This window comes from Nocardia citri (assembly GCF_054065835.1).
Genome location: NZ_JBSUQM010000007.1, coordinates 1 through 17,705 on the forward strand (window position 1 = coordinate 1; position 17,705 = coordinate 17,705).

General features: G+C 65.7%; 16 protein-coding genes. 8 read left to right on the forward strand and 8 right to left on the reverse strand.

Annotated elements, in window-relative coordinates:
- The coding region (locus ACW2Q0_RS12690; RefSeq protein WP_457189535.1) for a MerR family transcriptional regulator at nt 1-858 on the reverse strand (858 nt) is incomplete at its 3' end.
- Between the two features lie 134 nt (nt 859-992).
- Between ACW2Q0_RS12690 and acpM the strand changes: the two genes are divergently transcribed.
- Nucleotides 993-1,298 carry a meromycolate extension acyl carrier protein AcpM gene (gene acpM / locus ACW2Q0_RS12695; RefSeq protein WP_402765043.1) on the forward strand — a complete coding sequence of 102 codons (306 nt, stop codon included), beginning with the start codon at nt 993-995 and terminating at the stop codon, nt 1,296-1,298.
- Nucleotides 1,299-1,339: 41 nt separating this feature from the next.
- Nucleotides 1,340-1,783, forward strand: a complete 444-nt coding sequence (locus ACW2Q0_RS12700; RefSeq protein WP_457189537.1) for an SRPBCC family protein — start codon at nt 1,340-1,342, stop codon at nt 1,781-1,783.
- Nucleotides 1,784-2,295: 512 nt separating this feature from the next.
- Here the strand turns inward: ACW2Q0_RS12700 and ACW2Q0_RS12705 are convergent.
- Together ACW2Q0_RS12705 and ACW2Q0_RS12710 are read right to left on the reverse strand one after the other, a co-directional pair.
- Nucleotides 2,296-2,634 (reverse strand): putative quinol monooxygenase, encoded by a 339-nt coding sequence (locus ACW2Q0_RS12705; RefSeq protein ID WP_457189539.1) that lies wholly within the window; start codon nt 2,632-2,634, stop codon nt 2,296-2,298.
- Nucleotides 2,635-2,849: 215 nt separating this feature from the next.
- The gene (locus ACW2Q0_RS12710) at nt 2,850-3,452 is read right to left on the reverse strand and encodes a TetR/AcrR family transcriptional regulator (protein WP_457189541.1); all 603 of its coding nucleotides are present in this window, start codon (nt 3,450-3,452) and stop codon (nt 2,850-2,852) included.
- Between the two features lie 71 nt (nt 3,453-3,523).
- Here ACW2Q0_RS12710 and ACW2Q0_RS12715 point away from each other — a divergent pair, with 71 nt between their 5' ends.
- Nucleotides 3,524-4,351 carry a class I SAM-dependent methyltransferase gene (locus ACW2Q0_RS12715; RefSeq protein WP_457189543.1) on the forward strand — a complete coding sequence of 276 codons (828 nt, stop codon included), beginning with the start codon at nt 3,524-3,526 and terminating at the stop codon, nt 4,349-4,351.
- A gap of 153 nt (nt 4,352-4,504) precedes the next feature.
- On the opposite strand, the gene ACW2Q0_RS12720 is transcribed toward ACW2Q0_RS12715, so the two are convergent.
- Nucleotides 4,505-5,074, reverse strand: coding sequence for a dihydrofolate reductase family protein (locus tag ACW2Q0_RS12720; RefSeq protein ID WP_457189545.1), 570 nt, complete (start codon nt 5,072-5,074; stop codon nt 4,505-4,507).
- 291 nt (nt 5,075-5,365) lie between these two features.
- On the opposite strand from ACW2Q0_RS12720, the gene ACW2Q0_RS12725 reads away from it, so the two are divergent.
- Both ACW2Q0_RS12725 and ACW2Q0_RS12730 read left to right on the forward strand, forming a co-directional pair.
- Nucleotides 5,366-6,928, forward strand: a complete 1,563-nt coding sequence (locus ACW2Q0_RS12725) for a serine/threonine-protein kinase (RefSeq protein ID WP_457189547.1) — start codon at nt 5,366-5,368, stop codon at nt 6,926-6,928.
- 106 nt (nt 6,929-7,034) lie between these two features.
- Nucleotides 7,035-8,891, forward strand: a complete 1,857-nt coding sequence (locus ACW2Q0_RS12730) for an ABC transporter ATP-binding protein/permease (protein ID WP_457189549.1) — start codon at nt 7,035-7,037, stop codon at nt 8,889-8,891.
- Between the two features lie 12 nt (nt 8,892-8,903).
- On the opposite strand, the gene ACW2Q0_RS12735 is transcribed toward ACW2Q0_RS12730, so the two are convergent.
- Both ACW2Q0_RS12735 and ACW2Q0_RS12740 read right to left on the reverse strand, forming a co-directional pair.
- Nucleotides 8,904-9,650: a Mut7-C RNAse domain-containing protein gene (locus tag ACW2Q0_RS12735; RefSeq protein WP_457189552.1), complete on the reverse strand. Its 747-nt coding sequence runs from the start codon at nt 9,648-9,650 to the stop codon at nt 8,904-8,906.
- Nucleotides 9,647-10,804, reverse strand: coding sequence for an FIST signal transduction protein (locus ACW2Q0_RS12740; protein ID WP_457189554.1), 1,158 nt, complete (start codon nt 10,802-10,804; stop codon nt 9,647-9,649). Before ACW2Q0_RS12740 ends, ACW2Q0_RS12735 begins: the two co-directional genes overlap by 4 nt.
- A gap of 199 nt (nt 10,805-11,003) precedes the next feature.
- Between ACW2Q0_RS12740 and hrpB the strand changes: the two genes are divergently transcribed.
- On the forward strand, nt 11,004-13,430 hold the full coding sequence (gene hrpB, locus ACW2Q0_RS12745; RefSeq protein WP_457189556.1) for an ATP-dependent helicase HrpB: 2,427 nt from the start codon (nt 11,004-11,006) through the stop codon (nt 13,428-13,430).
- A gap of 36 nt (nt 13,431-13,466) precedes the next feature.
- On the opposite strand, the gene ACW2Q0_RS12750 is transcribed toward hrpB, so the two are convergent.
- Together ACW2Q0_RS12750 and ACW2Q0_RS12755 are read right to left on the reverse strand one after the other, a co-directional pair.
- A complete protein-coding gene (locus ACW2Q0_RS12750) occupies nt 13,467-13,832 on the reverse strand; it encodes a DUF488 domain-containing protein (protein ID WP_457189558.1) in 366 nt (121 codons plus the stop codon).
- A gap of 117 nt (nt 13,833-13,949) precedes the next feature.
- A complete protein-coding gene (locus ACW2Q0_RS12755) occupies nt 13,950-14,432 on the reverse strand; it encodes an adenosine-specific kinase (RefSeq protein WP_457189560.1) in 483 nt (160 codons plus the stop codon).
- A gap of 365 nt (nt 14,433-14,797) precedes the next feature.
- Between ACW2Q0_RS12755 and ACW2Q0_RS12760 the strand changes: the two genes are divergently transcribed.
- Entirely contained in the window at nt 14,798-15,679 is an 882-nt protein-coding gene (locus ACW2Q0_RS12760) for a hypothetical protein (RefSeq protein ID WP_457189562.1), read from the forward strand.
- 157 nt (nt 15,680-15,836) lie between these two features.
- A complete protein-coding gene (locus ACW2Q0_RS12765; protein ID WP_457190049.1) occupies nt 15,837-17,693 on the forward strand; it encodes a serine/threonine-protein kinase in 1,857 nt (618 codons plus the stop codon).
- Nucleotides 17,694-17,705 lie beyond the last annotated feature (12 nt).

Below are 17,705 nucleotides of genomic sequence, written 5' to 3' on the forward strand. Positions count from 1 at the left end.
AGCGCCGAAGAACCGTTCTGTCAGCGCCCAGTAACGATGAATCCGGTGGTCGGAATCGGTGGCGTCGATCAGCAACTGTTCGCGGAAGCGCGGGGAATCATGGTTCCCGCGCGCGTGAGCGTGGGCGCTGACGAACCGATCGAGTTCGCTTCCGGGGTGCGGTCGCACGCCTTCCGCAACGAGTGGCACAACGTCCGCCATCACGTCGCCCATGTCGTCGTACAGCGCTCGAGGGTCGCGGATCAGCTCCGGCCCGTTCCGCCAATATTGCTGCCGCATAGCATTGTTCACCTCTGGGTCGGCCACGAGAGCTGCCAATTCGGCATACGCGACAACCTCGTCGACGGACGGATCGGCAGGCGGCTCCGGGACATTCCAGGAAACCCACGGATCGCTGTCGCACCGCGGTAGCGGTGCGAGAATGTGCCGCCAGAACCGTACGAGGCAATCATGTACCGCACCACTGTCCTGCGCGGCAGCCAGCAACGCGAGTCGCTCGCCCCGCTGCGCCGGAGCAGCGGTCTCGATAGCCCGCAATGACGCCCGCCGCCAGGCCAGTGACCTGAATTCGATATCGAGCCGGGCACTTTCGGTAGCGATTGCCTCTGTCATCGACCGCTCTTCTTGCAGCACGTCGGTGATCGATTCCAGGCCGAGACCGAGAGCGCGCAACCGCCGCACCAATAGCAGTCGTTCGGTGGCTCTACCGGCGTCGAACATCCGATGCCCGCCTGCGCTGCGCTGGGATTCCAGAATGCCTTCGTCGCAGTAGAACCGGATCGTTCGCACCGCGAGCCCGGTCCTGCGCGCCAACTCCCCGATGCTCACCAGCACATCGGATCGTGTGTTGTCCGTCACAATCTGTTGCACCTCCACCCCACTGGAGCTTTTAGCGTACTGGCACTGCCGTCCGCCACCGGTGTGGAAACCGAACTGGTCGCGGAGGGCGGTGGAGACCTACGTATATGTCGTCACACCGAGGAGGGTGTTTCGTGGCTACCACGCAAGAAGAAATCGTCGCCGGCATCGCGGAGATCGTCGAGGAGGTAACGGGTATCGACGCCGCAGAGGTGATGATCGAGAAGTCCTTCGTCGATGATCTGGACATCGACTCGTTGTCACTGGTCGAGATCGCTGTGCAGCTCGAGGACAAGTACAGCGTGAAGGTCCCCGACGAGGACCTTGCGAGTCTGCGAACCGTCGGCGACGCGGTCGCATACGTCCAGAAGATGGAGGCCGAGAAGCCACAGCTCGCCGCAGAGATGGAAGCGAAATACAAGGAAGGCCAGGCGAATTGAGCAACCCTGGGCAGGTTTGCCCCTCGTTGAGGTGGTGAGCGGTGATTGCTGATCCGCAGTTGAATCCCGCCGCAGTTGAGCTCGGCAGCTTCTTCCGACAGCCACCAGACGCTGTATGGCGCGCGTTGACGGAGCCGGATCTGCTGCAGCGGTGGTTGCTTCGACCGACCGGGTTCGCCGCTTCGGTCGGAACCCACTTCCGATTCACCATTCCGGACTCATCGATCAACGAGATCATCTGCGAGGTGCTGGCAGCCCGGCCGTGCGAGCAGTTGACCTACAGCTGGATGTATCCGCAGGCCGAGTATCCCGCTCGATGGATTGTCGACTGGACGCTGCAGCCGCAGGGACGTGGCACACGACTTCTGCTGACGCAGACAGGTTTCGACATCGAAGATCGTCGGCAGAAGATGGTGCGCAACGCCGTGGAGCGGAGTTGGAAACGCCTCATCCTGCCGCGGCTCGATGAGGTGATCCACCACTGATCCGCGTCGCGGACGGAGATCGTGTCAACGCACTCCGACCGTCCCGCAAAAGGCGAACTCGGCATTAGCGTGCAGTCGCGCGGCCCGAGATGATTTCGGGCCGTTAATCTTCCGGTGCCCACCGGCTGGTCAGGTCGGTGCGTTTGCGGCATGAGCGGATGTTCATCTCCGACGAGGACCAAGACGAATCCTCTGCTTCCCCATCGTGCCTTGGATGGGGAAGCAGCGGCGCACCGGCGAAAGTATAGACGCAGGTCGGAGGTGCAGTGAACGCGAGAAGTCCCGGTGTGACTGGCGAGGTAGGCCGCCGAGGCCAGCCGATGCACGAGATCGTCACCAGCGAAGGCGACGTCGATATCGGTCGCGGTACCCATCGAGCGATTCGCGGCGACCAGGCTACTGCGTATCCCGGTCACTCATTTCCGAACGTTGGCTGGGCAGGTTCGTTTAGGCCGAAGCACCATCGACAACGGGCTCTGCTTGTGCAATGCCCCAGGTGGCCCTGTGCGTCGTCACCCGATGGTGTGGTCGTGAACATGAACGGCGTGGCCGTAGCAGCCTTCGGGTTGCCCAGTCAGGAGTAGCGAAACCTGGCGAGTCACCGCTGTGACGGGCTCGGAACGGGTGGTCGTGTCGTGTGCTTCTTTATCGATCCATAGCTGTGTGAGCCACACGGTGTCCGGGTCGTCGAAGGCGGTGTTGATGCTGTAGGTGAGCAGGCCGCTGTCATTGCCGCCAGCGCGGAATCCATCGCGGAGCAGGGCGATGAGCTCGTCGCGCCGACCGGGCAGTGCGGTCATTCGCCCGTAGACGCTGAACATGTCGTGACCGGCCACGGTTTCGCCCTTCATCTGATTGATCCGCGTTCGAGCCTACGCGCCCAACCATCCGAAATATCTGAAGCTGCGAACATATTCACCGACGCACAGCGCTTCTTGCATTCGGCATCCCGGATGTTCTGAGCAGTAAGGCTTCCCGTGTTCTGCCTGCCTCGTACACCTTGTCTGGCCGGCGGGCTGGTGGTCGGCACGTTGGTTGGGTATCTGTTGTCAACGCAGGCGGATGCTCAGGCCGGCGGTCGTTGTACGGCGACGGAGGTGACCGCTGTCACGAATTTGTTGACCGCTGCGGTGCTCGGCGGGCCGGAATCGTGGTCTGTGAACAACAGATGCCCGCCGCCGACGAGGGAGAGAGTGAGCGAGTCGATATCGGCGTGGGGGGCGATGCGGCCCAGTTCGCGCTCGTCGGTCAGATAAGTCGAGATCGCGGTCGTCGCCTCGGCGAGGATCGCTATGCCGCCGCCGGTGCGCGCTCGCCGTAGTCGAGCGCGCAACTCGTCACGGAAGGTGATGAGCGGGATGATCGCCACCGGAACCGGTCCGAACAGAACGGCCAGTGCGCTGGTCAGATTGGTGGCCACCGTGCCGGTGCCGGCAGCGGCACGCAACACACTCGCCTGTGCCTCGAGCTGTGCGGCCCGGTCGAGCACGAGGTCGGTGAGGAAAGCGTCGAAGTCGGTGAAGTGCCGGTGCAGAACGCCTTTGGCGCAGCCCGCTTCGTCGGTGACGGCTCGGCTGGTCAGGCTGTTCGGCCCGTCGCGCAGCAGCACGCGTTCGGCAGCGTCGAACAATTGCTGCCGCGCGTCGTGAAGGTGCACCCCGGTCGGCACTCGAAGATCCTTTCGTGCGTCGATTCACCGCAATCATTGCCCAGTGGGCAAGCGCCCATTAAGGTGGTCGCATGCCCATTCTACCGCGAGAGAAACCGGAGCCGCCCACAGTGCATCCGGGGCAGTCCCAGCGGATGGCCACGTCGTTCGGCGTGCACGCACAGCGCTATGACCAGGCCAGACCCGACTACCCCGACGCATTGGTGGCGCGGATCCTCGCCGGGACCCCCGGGTCGGACGTGCTCGACGTCGGCTGCGGTACCGGCCTCGCGGCCCGCCAGTTCCAGGCCGCAGGGTGCACGGTGCTCGGCGTCGAACCCGATGCGCGAATGGCCGACTTCGCGCGAGCCCGTGGCCTGCGGGTCGAGGTGGCAACCTTCGAGGCGTGGGAGCCGGGCGATCGGATGTTCGATGCGGTCATCGCCGCTCAGTCGTGGCATTGGGTGGATCCTGTTACAGGTGCCGCGAAGGCAGCCGGCGTGCTGCGTCCAGGGGGACGACTGGCGATCTTCGGTCACGTGTACGAGCCACCCGCCGAGGTGGCAGAACCGTTCGCCACCGCCTACCGGCGGGTGGCGCCGGACTCCCCGCTCAGCGGCCAACCAGCTCGACGTCCCCTGGAACTCTACGAAGCGGGATACGTGAAATTCGCCGACCGGATCCGCGAGACCGAACAATTCGGAGATCCCGAACGGTGGCGATTCGACTGGCAACAGTCCTATACGCGCGACCAATGGCTGGAACTACTCCCCACCACAGGTGGCCTCACCCGGCTCCGTCCCGATCAGTTGGCCGAGATACTGGACGCGACCGGCAACGCCATCGACTCTCTGGGCGGATCCTTCACGATGGACTACACCACTCTGGCCACGACCGCCGTACGCGCAGGCACCTGCTGACAATCGCGCTAGATCTCGCCCCTGCGGCCGGGATCGGCGTCCCCGCTTGCCGGAGCCGGTGACCAGACGGCTCGACCGCGCAGTGACCGTCTGCCGACAACAGGCTCAAAACGCAGTCGAGCACTCGGCGGCGCCTGGAATCTCCACTCACGGTCACGCCGCAGTCGCGCGCTGGCCGGCCACGTAACGCAGCAGCACCACCTTGTCGAAGTGCTTCGTCTGGGCCAGGCGGAGCTGGATTCGCTTGTCCAGCAACGGGAACAGCGGCGTGCCGCCGCCGACGATCACCGGATAGAGGAATAGCCAGTACTCGTCGATGAGCCCGTGCGGCATCAGCGAGGCCGCGAGGCTCGCGCCACCGACTTCCATCACGCCGTCGCCCCCGGCCTTGAGCCTGCGGACCTCCTCGACCGCGTTCTCGCTGATCAGGGTGCTGTTCCAGTGGACCTCGGTGAGTGTCCTGGAGAAGACGACCTTGGGCTTGTCCGTCCAGAGCCGGCCGAACTCGCGCTCGATGCGCGGCGCGTCCTCGGGTACGTGCGGCCAGTACTCGGCCATCAACTCGTACAGGCGACGACCGTGCAGCGAGACTTCGATCTCGCGGTACCTGTCGTTGTGGAACTGGTGCAGCTCCTCGTCCGGGGGCGTCCAGTCGATGCTGCCGTCGCGGTCGTTGACGTAGCCGTCCAGGGACACGCCGAACGAGTAGATCAGTTTCCTCATGACTGGGTAGACCTCCCGGACGCGCAGAACTCATCGGACGCCGACGAGAAGTTCTGCGGAAAGATTTACTCGGTAACGGACGGCGAGCTTGTCGAAGCGGTTTGCTACGGCGCGGTGTTGCGGCACCGATGCAGAAGTGTCTTCGCTGAGCAAGATCTTCTTCACACGGCTGGGTAGATCACCGTGGTGTGCGTCATCGACCGGTCGTCGCGGGTGGGTGGTAACCGTCGCCTGATACTCGGGTGGTCTCCCGGTCGTGGTGGCGTTGGTCCCGGGCGATACGGTCAGAGGGTGTCGGTGCTGAGCGCCCGTGGCTCGTTCGGGAACTACCACCTCGATCGTTTGGTGGGTCGTGGCGGTATGGGGGAGGTGTGGTTGGCGCGTGACCACGCTGGCACCGTCGTCGCATTGAAGGTGTTGTCCGCGGCGTATTCCGCCGATTCTGGCTATCGGCGCCGTTTCGAGCGGGAGGCCCGGCTGGGCACCCATGTGCGCAATCCGCATATCGTGCCGATCCACGCCTTCGGTGAGGTCGATGGTCATCTGTTTTTGGAGATGCCCTATATCGAGGGCATCGATCTGGCCACGCGGCTCCGGTCGGGTGCGCTGGTGCCGACTCGGGCGGTCGAGGTCATCGCGCAGGCCGCCGAGGCGCTGGATGCCGCTCATGCGGCGGGGCTCGTTCATCGAGATGTGAAGCCGGGCAATATCCTCGAGGACGCCAACGGTTTCGTGTATCTGATCGACTTCGGTATCGCCCGTGCTGCCGACGGCACGTCGCTCACGGCCACCGGTCAGGTGGTTGGCACGTTGGGGTATATGGCGCCGGAGCGATTCACCGGCACGGCCGAGGCTCGCTCGGATGTCTATTCGCTGGCCTGTGTGCTGTATGAAACCCTCACCGGGAGTACACCATACGGTGACGGTGACCCGGCACAGCAGATGCACGCGCATTTGACGTCCGAACCCCCATGTGCCTCGCGGTCGGCGTGGGGTGTACCCCCAGCGCTGGACGCTGTCATCGCCCGCGGTATGGCCAAGGCGCCGGGGGAACGCTACGCGAGTGCGGGTGAATTGGCCGCCGCGGCACGTGCGGCCTTGGCGTGGCCCGCATCGGCGCATCCGACCCCGCCGGTCGTGGACCCTGCGATATCGGGCACGCACCCGTTCACCCGGGTCATGACCGCTGTGGGCCCGGCACCGACCCTGGCCGAGACCCGGCTGGAGCCACGACCGCCCGAGCCTCGGACACACCCGGTCGCGCATCCCGAGTCTCGGCGAAAGCCTCTGGTGCGCGGATGGATACCGGTTGTCGCCGGGCTGGCGCTCGTCGCGGCGGCGGCGTTATGGCTGCTGAGTGGCGTCCTCGGCGCCGACTCCGCTCCGCGCACAACGACCTCCGCTGTTGCCTCGGCCAATTCGCTGCCGCCCGCGACCAGTGGACGATCCCTGGTCCCAGCTGGTGCGGTGCGCGACGGGAACTTGGCCTTCGCCGTGACCGACGTGGCATCCAACGTGAGTGCCACCGGTTCAGCGGGCGGCTCCTACGCCATCGTGACGCTGACGGTCACCGATGTCTCTGGTGGCGAGCAAGTCTTCCGCATCGGTGATCAGCGCCTGGTCACCGCAGCCGGGCGCACCCTCGTCCCCGACGCGACCGCAACTGCCGCGCTCAACCCGTCCCGCACCGGCGTCGAACAGATCGCTCCCGGCAGTACCAGCATGATCCGGTTGGCCTTCGATCTACCGGGCAGCAAGAACGGCAAAAAGAACGACAGGAAGTACGACGTCCCGAGCCAGCTGGTGCTGCACAGCGCCCCCTCAACCCCCGGCGTGACCGTGCCGCTCGGCTAGTCCAGCGAGTTCGCGCGGGTAGCAAGTAGCGTTGGCTCGCGCGCCCGGTGCCGGGCGGATGCTCGACTGCTGTTTCGATGCTGCCCGGAAACGATCGGAGGCTGCGGTGCCTGCGTCACGAGACTGGAGCGACGAGCTGGCCGGGTCGGCACGGTGGCTGCTCATGGCCTTCCCGATCACCGTCGTTGCCTTTCTGGTTGTCGCGCTGTTGTTGTTGCGGATCACCACATGGGGGCAGAGCTTCTGGACAGTCACCGGCGGGTTCTTCACCGGCGGCACGGCATTGCGAGCCATCTCGTTGGTCGGGGTGCTGTTATTGAGTGCCGTGGCATCGGTCCGTGTGCAGGTGCTGCTGTCTTATCAGGGCAATGACATGTACTCGGCACTACAGAGTGCCGCCGCGGCGATCGGCAGCGGTGACGATAACGGGCTCGGCACCGCCCAGAGCGCGTTCTGGCATTCGATGGCGATTTTCGCCTTACTCGCCTCCGTCGAAGTGGTGCGCACCCAGTTGGATTTCTATCTCGGTCAGATCTTCGAAATCGGCTGGCGTCGTTGGCTTACCGACAATCTGACCGGAACATGGATCGGCGATCGGGCCTACTATCGGGCCCGGTTCATCGATGAACCCATCGACAACCCGGATCAGCGCATCCAGCAGGATGTCGGCGATATGATCACGAACGCGCGTTCGCTGTCGCTCGGGGCGGTTACCGCGGTGGTGTCGGTGGTGTCCTTCACCAGGATCCTGTGGGACCTTTCGGAGCCGCTGTCGCTGGTCGGCTTCGAAATTCCACGGGCAATGGTGTTCCTGGTGTTCGCTTACGTGCTGTTGGCCACCACTATCGCTTTCCGGCTCGGCCGTCCACTGATCCGGATCGGTTTCCGATATCAGGCGGTGATGGCCGACTTCCGCTATGCGCTGGTCCGATTGCGTGAGAATGCCGAGCGCATCGCCTTCTACCGTGGCGGGGGCACGGAAAATGCGGGACTGCGTACGCTATTCGCCGAAGTGCTGCGCGTCTACTATCGCCTGGTCCTGTTCACTACCCGGTTCATCGGCTGGAATCAGGCGGCGACCGAGACCGCCCGGGTTTTCCCTTGGCTCATCCAGGCGCCGCACTTCTTCGCCGGGACGCTCACCCTCGGCGATGTCACGCAAACCGGCTCCGCATTCGGGCAGATCCAGGAGTCGCTATCGTTTTTCCGCAACAGTTACAGCCTCTTCGCGGCCTTCCGGGCGACCCTGATGCGCCTGTACGGGCTCGTCGAGGCGAGCGCGCAATCGCGAGAACTGCCCACCATCGGCGTGCGCGCGTTGGACGGTTCGGTGGAGTTGACCGCGGTCGACGTGGCGAGGCCCGACGGCGTGGTCCTGATCGAGGCGTTGAATCTGCGGCTGCGCAGCGGCGATGCGGTGGTCATCAAAGGGCTTTCGGGGAGCGGTAAGACGACGCTGTTGCGCGCTATCGCCGAGATGTGGCCCTACACCCGTGGTGTGGTCGGTCGACCCGAGGCCAGCGGCACCCTGTTCATATCGCAACTGCCGTACCTGCCGCTGGGCGATTTGCGCGCGGCCGTCACCTATCCCGCGGCACCGGACAGCGCCTCCGATGGGGCGTTGCGGGGGGCCCTCACCAAGGTGCAACTCGGTCATCTGGCAACCAGATTGGATGAGCAGGCCGATTGGGCGAATATTCTGTCGCCGGGCGAGCAGCAGCGATTGGCATTTGCTCGGATAATTCTGATCCGTCCCGAGGCGGCATTCCTGGACGAGGCCACATCGGCCGTCGATGAAGGTCTGGAATTCGCCCTCTATACCCTCATCCGTACCGAACTCCCCGACCTCATCCTGATCAGCACCGCCCACCGCTCAACCGTCGACCAGCACCACAGCGCCCGTCTCGAACTCACCGGTGGTGGCGATTGGTCGTTCGTACCGAATCAGCTCGGTACACGATGAGTCGCCTGGGACCTATTGATTCAGTTCGGTGCGTATCGCCGCGACCGTGGCGTCGAGTCGGACCTGGTGCGAGCCCTGCCAGTAGATCCGCCCGCAGTTACGGCACTGGCGAAACATGTCGTAGTGGCGGCGCGTGAGCGGTTGTAGTCGAGCTTCGACCTCGGCTTTGGCGACCGCGACGACGGCGCCACCGCAGCGCAGGCAGCGGGTGAACGGCGCCAAGCGCTCGACGAGATCGAGGCGTCGGATCAGCTCGACGATCTGATCGATCGGTTGGTCCGTTCGGATGTATACACCGTGAGTTACGTTGCGCCGCTTGAGCAGTCCGCGGTCGCGGGTGAGCAGGATCCGGTGTTCGGCCGCCGACAGTTCGGCGAGTGCCGCGTCGTCGGCGTCCCACCGGCAGCGCACGTCCAGACCCATCAGCCGCATCAGCTTGGCCAGGCCGCCGAGATTCACGTCGGCGACGAAGCGCGGCTCGCGCAAGGGGTGTGGGCGCACTCGGGTGACTCGGCCGATGTCCAGGGTTTCGAATACGGGATAGGCGGCGATCCGATCGCCGTCGAGTGGCCGGTGACCGAAGGCCACCGGTTGCCCGTCGACCAGGACCAGGTCGACCTCGGTGTGCGGGATGCCCGCCGCCTCGATGACATCTTTCACGGTCTGATGCGGACGGAACGGTCGACGCAGCACCGCATACCGCTGGTCGGGCCGTAGGAAATCGTTCAGCTCGGCGTAGACCCGCAGGTCGACGCTCATTCGACGAATACCGCCATCGATGCCGTGAATCCGTGCAGCGCATTGCGGCCCGCGATAGGACCGATCTCGCCCGCGGCGAAGATACCCGCGAGTGGTATGCCGTCGAGCAAGTCCTCGATTGTCGCGGCGTCGTGGTCCGCGACCCCGAACATCCGCCGACCCCGTCCGTTGCAGGTGAACAGCAGCGCACCCGCCGGGCGTCCCGGCAGGTCCGAACCAGCCTGGACGAGGGCCGCGCGCAGATCTTCGTCCGCCCCGATCGCGTCGCGGACCTGGAACTGCACGGTCGTGCCGACCTCGACGATCTCGCCGATCTCGATCGCACCGCTCGACGGGTCGGCACCGAGGAGGCCACGAATCAGGAAATCGCCCTGGCCGGGCTCTGCCAGATGCTCGTCGACCACGATTCCGATCTGCAGCCCGTGTGTCACTAGTTTCTGCTGTTCGGGTGGCAGCACCTCGACGATCTCGCGCAACCGCTCGATCGGCGGTCGGCCGCCCAATTCGGTGATCACCGCGCCATGCGCGGCCGTGATGATATATGGATAGCCGATGGGGCGGCAGCCCTGCGACACGATGGGGACACCGTGCAGGCCGGGCAGTCGCACGCCGACCGCGCCGGAGGTCACTACATTGCGGTCGTGGAACAGTCGGCAGCCGCCCGGCCCCCGCGCGCCGCTCACCAGCCCGCCCATCACGGTGATGCCGGGCAGATCGGTATTCAGGTGCTCGAGCAGGATATCGGCGGGGAAGGAGAACGGGTCCGGCAGCAGCAGATGGAAGTCGCGTGCCGCTTTGTCGAAGCGGTAGCCCGCGAGTAGCCCGCCGGTCGCTGTACGGACGAAGTCGAGCTGGAATGTCTCGGCGGCGGCGGGCAATCCGGATGCCAGCCATACCACCACAGCGGGCTCGTCCTCGATCTCACGGCGGCCCGCGACGATCGCCTGCGCCACACATCCGATGAGTGCGGGCACTCGGACCGTCTGGTGGACTCCGGCGAGTACGGCCGCGGCATCGTCGGTATGTGCTCGTGATGCCAGCAGCACAGCAAGCGACAGCGTCTCGCCCGCGATCTGCTCACGGGCGTGCGCTGCGGCTTCCGTGCCCGCCTGCCACGCTTGCGGCGCGGTGGAGAGCCCTACTCCGATCCGCACATGTCTATGGTAGCGAATCGTCTGTCAGCGTGGGTATTGGTGCAGCACAACACATTTCGGTGAAATCGGACGACAAGACGGCGTTGGGCCGGTGCGGGGAGCGTCGCGAGCGTGCTGGAGGTCGAGCCTTCGGCCTCGGGAATGCCGAGGTCGACCTCCAGGTAAGGCCACTGACAGCGGGGCGGCAGACTGGTCGGCAATGACACTGCCTGAACTTCCTGAGCTGCCGGTGCGCGGCGCGCTCGATCGCATTGTCGCGACGTTGACCGAGCATGGCACCGCCGTGTTGGTCGCGCCTGCGGGAACGGGGAAGACGACATTGGTGCCGTTGGCGTTGGCGGCTGTCGGGCGGGTCGTGGTGGCCGAGCCTCGGCGGTTGGCGGCGCGAGCGGCGGCGGGTCGGATGGCCGCGTTATTGGGTGAGTCGGTGGGGGAGACGGTCGGGTATTCGGTCCGAGGGGATCGGCGCGTCAGCGCCCGGACCCGAATCGAGGTGGTCACCTCCGGCTTGCTGGTAAGGCGATTGCAGGGCGATCCCGAGTTGGCGGGGGCGGATTTCGTTGTCCTCGACGAATGTCATGAGCGGCATCTCGACGCGGACCTGCTGTTGGCAATGCTGTTGGACGCACGGGCTGGATTGCGGCCTGACCTGCGGGTGCTCGCTACCTCGGCAACCGTTGCGGCCGAACGCCTTTCGGTGCTCCTCGGTGGTGATCGGGCGGCGCCGGTCATCGAGGTTCGAGGGCGGCGCTTTCCGGTGGCGACGACGTATGTTCCGCCGCTGCCGCGGGAACGGGCCGAAGCGCAGGTCGCCCGCGCCACCCGGGCGGCGTTGGCCGGAGCCGACGGGGATGTGCTCGTTTTCCTGCCCGGAGCAGCCGAAATCCGCAAGACCGCGGATCTGCTGGCCGATGCGGATGTGGATCTCGTTCCATTGCACGGCAGGCTCTCCGCTGCCGGACAGGACATCGCGCTGCGCCCGGGCGCGCGACGGCGCGTCGTGTTGTCCACCGCGGTGGCCGAATCCAGTTTGACGGTGCCCGGGGTGCGGGCCGTGGTGGATTCGGGGCTGGCTCGGGTGCCGCGCATCGATCGTGGACGTGGGCTATCCGGCCTTGCGACAGTTCGGGTTTCGGCCGCCGTCGCCGAGCAACGCGCCGGGCGGGCCGGACGCGAAGCTCCGGGGAAAGTATGGCGCTGCTGGCCGGAGTACGAGAACGGCACGCTGCTCGCTTATCCGGAGCCGGAGATTCGCACGGCGGATCTGACGCGCCTGGCGTTGGAGCTGGCGTGCTGGGGCACGCCCGACGGCCACGGCCTCGCATGGTGGGACGCACCGCCGCAAGGTGGCTTGGCGGCTGGTCGGGACGTACTGCAAGCGTTGGGAGCCGTGACCGAAACCGGGGCCGCGACCGAACGCGGTCGACATATGGCGCGAGTCGGACTACATCCCCGATTGGCGCGAGCGCTGCTGGATGGTGCCGCCGAGGTCGGCACCCGGGCGGCCGGGGAAGTGGTCGCGGTCCTTGACGATGACACCCTCGTGCCCGGCGTCGATCTGGTGGCCGGTCTGCGCGTTTTGCGGCGAGAGCGGCCGTCGCGCTGGCGACGGGAGGTCGAGCGGCTGTCACGGTTGGTCGAGGCGACCGCCGGTGAGGACGATCCGGCTTACGTTGTCGCACTGGCACATCCGGAGCGGCTGGCACGGCGGCGTAGTCCTGGGTCTACGAGCTATCTGCTCGCCGGTGGCACCGCGGTGACCCTACCGCCGGGTTCCGGGCTGGGCGATGCGGAGTGGTTGGCGGTCGCGGTGGCGACACGCGATCCGGGGCGTTCCGAGGGCCGGATTCGGTCGGCCGCGGTCGCGGACGAAAAGCTCGCCCGCCGTGCGGCATCGAATCTGTTGGAGATCACGGATGAGGTGGATTGGGTCGACGGTGATGTGGTTGCCCGGCGAGTCGAACGGCTGGGCGCGATCGTGCTGTCGGAGCGACAGATTCGCGATCCCGATCGCGAATTGCTTCGCGCGGCAGTGCAACGCGGGCTGAACTCGACCGGACTCGTTCTGCTGCACTGGGATTCCGAAGCCATCGTCCTGCGTCAGCGCCTCGACTTCTTACACCGCACACTCGGCGCCCCCTGGCCGCTGGTCGATGACGAATCATTGCTTGCCGGTGCCCACACCTGGCTCGGCCCCGAACTCGCCACGGCTCGCCGCCGCGTCGATCTCGAACGCATCGACGCGGGACAGGCATTGCGTCGCCTGCTGCCGTGGCCCGATGCCGCGCGCATGGACGAACTCGCACCGGAGCGGCTTCCGGTGCCCTCGGGCAGCCGCATCCGCCTCGATTACTCGACCGACTCGCCGGTGCTCGCGGTCAAGGTGCAGGAGGTCTTCGGTTGGACCCAGACGCCGTCGCTGGCCGATGGGCGCGTCCCGATCGTGCTGCACCTGCTCTCACCTGCCCAACGCCCCGTCGCGATCACCGCGGATCTGGCGTCGTTCTGGCGCACCGGCTGGCCGCGGGTACGCAGCGACCTGCGCGGTCGCTATCCGAAGCATGCGTGGCCGGAGGATCCCACCAGCGTGCCCGCGCACCGCGGCACCGCTCGTAACGTGGGCTAGGGCCGACCCGTCCGGGTTCCGTCAGTCCAGCGAATTCTATTCTGCCGCAATCCAGTTCGCGAGGACGGCGGCCTGGCTGTGGTCGATGTCGCGGGTGGCGGTCAACAAGGTCACCGGGTGTTCGCGGGCAATCTCGCGCAGGTGCGCGGCGGCATCGCGGTGTCGGGTATCGCCGCGCAATTCGGCCAGATATCGGCGCCGGAATTCGGGGAAGCGCTCGGGCTGATGTCCGTACCACTTGCGTAGTTCGGTCGACGGTGCGATATCGCGGATCCACTCGTCCAGGTGTGCGTCCTGCTTGCGGATACCGCGCGGCCAGACCCGATCGACGAGCACGCGGGTGCCCTCCGATGGAATCGGCGCCTCATAGATTCTCCGGTAGGTGACGTGCTGGCTCATCATGCTCCCATCCTGAGCTGGTCATTGTCGCCGCATACTGCTCCTCGCGGGGAGCTCTGGAGGTAGTTCCCATTTTGCACAGGTAGCACGGCGTTGGCATGCGTCCGCATGGCGAATTCTCTACAACTTGTACCCGATCTGGCGCAGTAGTTGCTTGCGGGCTGCCTTGTCGTCAGGGCCTTCGACACCGAGTGGCGCACCGCCGTCGACAACTCCGATAATTCCGCGGCCCAATTCGGTCTCGGCAATCAATAACTCGACCTGATTGGCTGTGGCGCAAAAGATTCCACAGATCTCGGGGACCTGTCGCACCGCATTGAGCACATTCACCGGGTAGCCCTCGCGCAGGAACACGATGAACGAATGTCCGGCGCCGACCGCGACGGCGTTCTTGGTGGCGAGTTCGGTCAGGTCATCGTCATTGCCGGAGGTGCGGACCAGCCGCGGCCCGGATGCCTCGCAGAATGCCAATCCGAAACGCAGATGCGGACTGATCCCGACCAGTGCCTCGTGCAGGTCCTCGACGGTCTTGATGAAGTGGGCCTGTCCGATGATGACGTTGAGATCGTCCGGCTTATCGATAGGTACCGAAGTCAGCTCCATCGGCCTATCGTGCGCCGCATTCGAGTCTGTACGCCAGGGCGACACGCTACCTCTTCAAGACGCACAGTGCCCCGGCGCCACGAAAAGTGGGCTATGTCGGATTTGTCGAGTACGTTGCGAGGCGATGAACATGAGGAGCTCGCGGATGAGGATGGCAGCGGGCGGTCATGGACTGCCAGTGGCGCAAAGCGGACGCATTGCCGTGTACATACCCGTTGACCTCGCCGTAAGCCGTTGTCGCTGTTCGGGGTTCGGCGGTGTCGGCGCGTTCGCGATGGGCGGTCGGTGTCGATGCCGAGTACGGTGTCGAAATGCCGTGTTGACATCGAAATGCCGGAGATTTCGAAACGAGAATGTGTCGAAGTATGTATTTTGAGCTATCCCGGCGCCTGCGCAATGCGGTCGGCGGTACCGCGCTGGCCGGACTCCTCCTGGTGGCCGGATGCGGCACGGACGCCGACAAATACACCGCCGAGCCGAGTGTGACCGCGGCCGCCGCACACACCGACCAGCAGCACGTGTCCATCACAGTGCCCGGTACGCTGGCCGCCGGCTTCCAGGAGCTGCAGTTGAGTGTGCGCGGGAAGCTGGGCATGGCGATCATGCCGGTCGGCGGCGAGAAGATGGTGACCTTCGGTGACTGGACCACCGGACCCGCCTGGTCGACGATCAAGGTACCGCTGGTCATCGCTACACAGCGCAAGAATTCGACGAGCTCGAACTACGCGGCGACGGCGGCGATCACCCTATCCGATAATTCCGCGGCCGATACCCTGTGGCAGTCGCTCGGCACCGGCCAGGAGGCGGCCAAGGCGGTCGAGGCCGTGCTGCGCGAGGGCGGCGATGCCAAGACCACCGTGCCCGCGACCAAGACGCGCTCCGATGCCTCCGCATTCGGTCAAGCGGATTGGGCGCTCACCGAACAGGTTCGGTTCGCCTCCCGGCTGCCGTGCCTACCGCAGAGCTCCGACGTGATCGATCTGATGGCACAGATCACGTCGAGTCAGCGCTGGGGCCTCGGCGCACTCGAGGGCGCGGAATTCAAGGGCGGTTGGGGACCCGACACCTCCGGCTCTTATCTGGTCCGCCAATTCGGTCTGATCCAGGGACCCGGCGGTCAGATCGCGGTCGCTATTGCCACCCAACCCGATTCCGGCACCCTCTCCGACGGAACGAGCATCCTGGGCCGACTCACCACGGTGATCTCCCAGCATCTGGACGAACTCTCCGGCGGCAGCTGTTCCTGATCCCGGTCGAGTCCGCCCGCGGGTTCGCGCGGCGGCCCGTGGGCGCGCACACTTGACCGGGTAACGGTGGCACCCGAGAATCCCGACTTATCGGGTGAGATCGCAGGACCACGTCCGTGGGGTGGTTCGGCGAGGTGGAGGTAACGGGGTGGACGAGATGCAATCGCGGGCCGGTACGCGATTCGGCCCCTACGAGTTGCGCGCACTGCTGGGCCGTGGCGGGATGGGGGAGGTCTACGAGGCGTACGACACGGTCAAGGACCGGGTGGTCGCGGTCAAATTGCTGCCCATGGCGCTGGCCGACGATCCCCGGTTCCAGCGGCGGTTCCGACACGAATCCCGGGTCGCCGCGCGGCTGGCCGAACCGCACGTCATCCCGATTCACGACTGGGGCGAGATCGCCGGTGTGCTCTACATCGATATGCGACTGGTGCGCGGCAGCGATCTGCGCTCGGTGCTGCGTGAGAAGGGGCCGCTGAGTCCCACCCGTGCGGTCGGCATTATCGAACAGGTCGCGGCCGCGCTCGATGCCGCGCACGCCGAGGGTTTGGTGCATCGTGACGTCAAACCAGCCAATATCCTGGTCACTGCTTCGGATTTCGCATACCTCGCCGACTTCGGCATCGCCCGTTCCGAGCGTGACCCCAGCGTGACCGCGACCGGCCAAGCCATCGGCTCCTACAGTTATATCGCCCCCGAACGATTCGACACCGCCCCGATCGGCGGCACCGCCGACGTCTACTCCCTGGCCTGTGTACTGTTCGAATGCCTCACCGGCGCACAACCTTTCTCCGCCGACGGCATGAGTTCGCTCATCCGAGCCCATCTTTCGACACCTCCGCCGCGCCCGACCACCAAGCGAGCCGGACTGCCCGGCGCATTGGACGAGGTCATCGCCCGCGGCATGGCCAAAGAGCCCGCCGATCGCTACCCAACGGCCGGTGCATTCGCGGCAGCAGCCAGAGCCGCAGTATCCGGCACGTCGTCCCTCCCGAACTCGGACTTGCCGACCGCCCAGATTTCGAAACACCAACCCGCCCCGGCAACCATCATCTTCCCGACGTACGGCCCGGAACAGACGGTCGACCGGCAGTCGGCAAGTGATCCGCGCGAGATGGGCGGGCAGCAGCCGGAGGGTGGATCGCAGTCGCTGGGTGGCTTCTGGTCGACGGGTGGAGCGCGATCGCTGAGTGGACCGCAATCGGCGAGTCGGCCGCGGTCGGCAGGTGCGGCGCAGTCGCCGGGTGGTGCGCAGCGAGCGGGCGGTCCGGGGTCGGTGAGTGGGCCGCGATCGACGAGCAGGCCACACCAGGTGGGTGGTCCGCAGCGGGCTGGGGGAGAGCAGCGGGTGGGCGACCAGCCACAGGCGAGTGGCCAGCAAGCCGGTGGAGCGCACATGCCGAGCAGATCTCAATCGGCTCACGGGCCACAGTCCAACGGACCACAGCAGAGCACCGGACTGGAGCCGACATTCGTGCCTCGGCACTCGTCGGATCCGATGCGCCGCGACATTCCACTGCATGACGCGGCCACCGAGGCATTGTCGAGGACCGTCGGTATACCTACACCGCAATCCGACGCGCCGTATCCACCCGATCCGACACCCATGCCCGCGGGTCGATCGAAGCGCATCGTTTGGATCGGTGTGGTGCTTGTGGTCTTGGTGATCGGGGGCATTGTCGGCTGGCAGGCGCGCAACGGATTCGGTGACCACTCGCGGCAACCGACCACGACCGGGCCCGCACACCTGCCCGCCGGTGCGAAGCCCTGCGCTCAGGTGCGTCCGGCGCTCGGCCGCTTCACCTCGTCCGCGATCGGCACCACGGTCACCAGTTGCGCTTTCGCCGAGGAGGTGCGCAAGGCCTATGCCCAGGGCGGTGACAGCACGATTACGGATCGATCGGTAACGGCGCACAGTCCGATCAACAATCGGGACTACAGGATGAATTGCACGGCCGGTGATCAATTCGCAACATGTAGCGGCGGAGAGAACGCCATCGTCTATGTGTATTGAGTCATAGCCGTT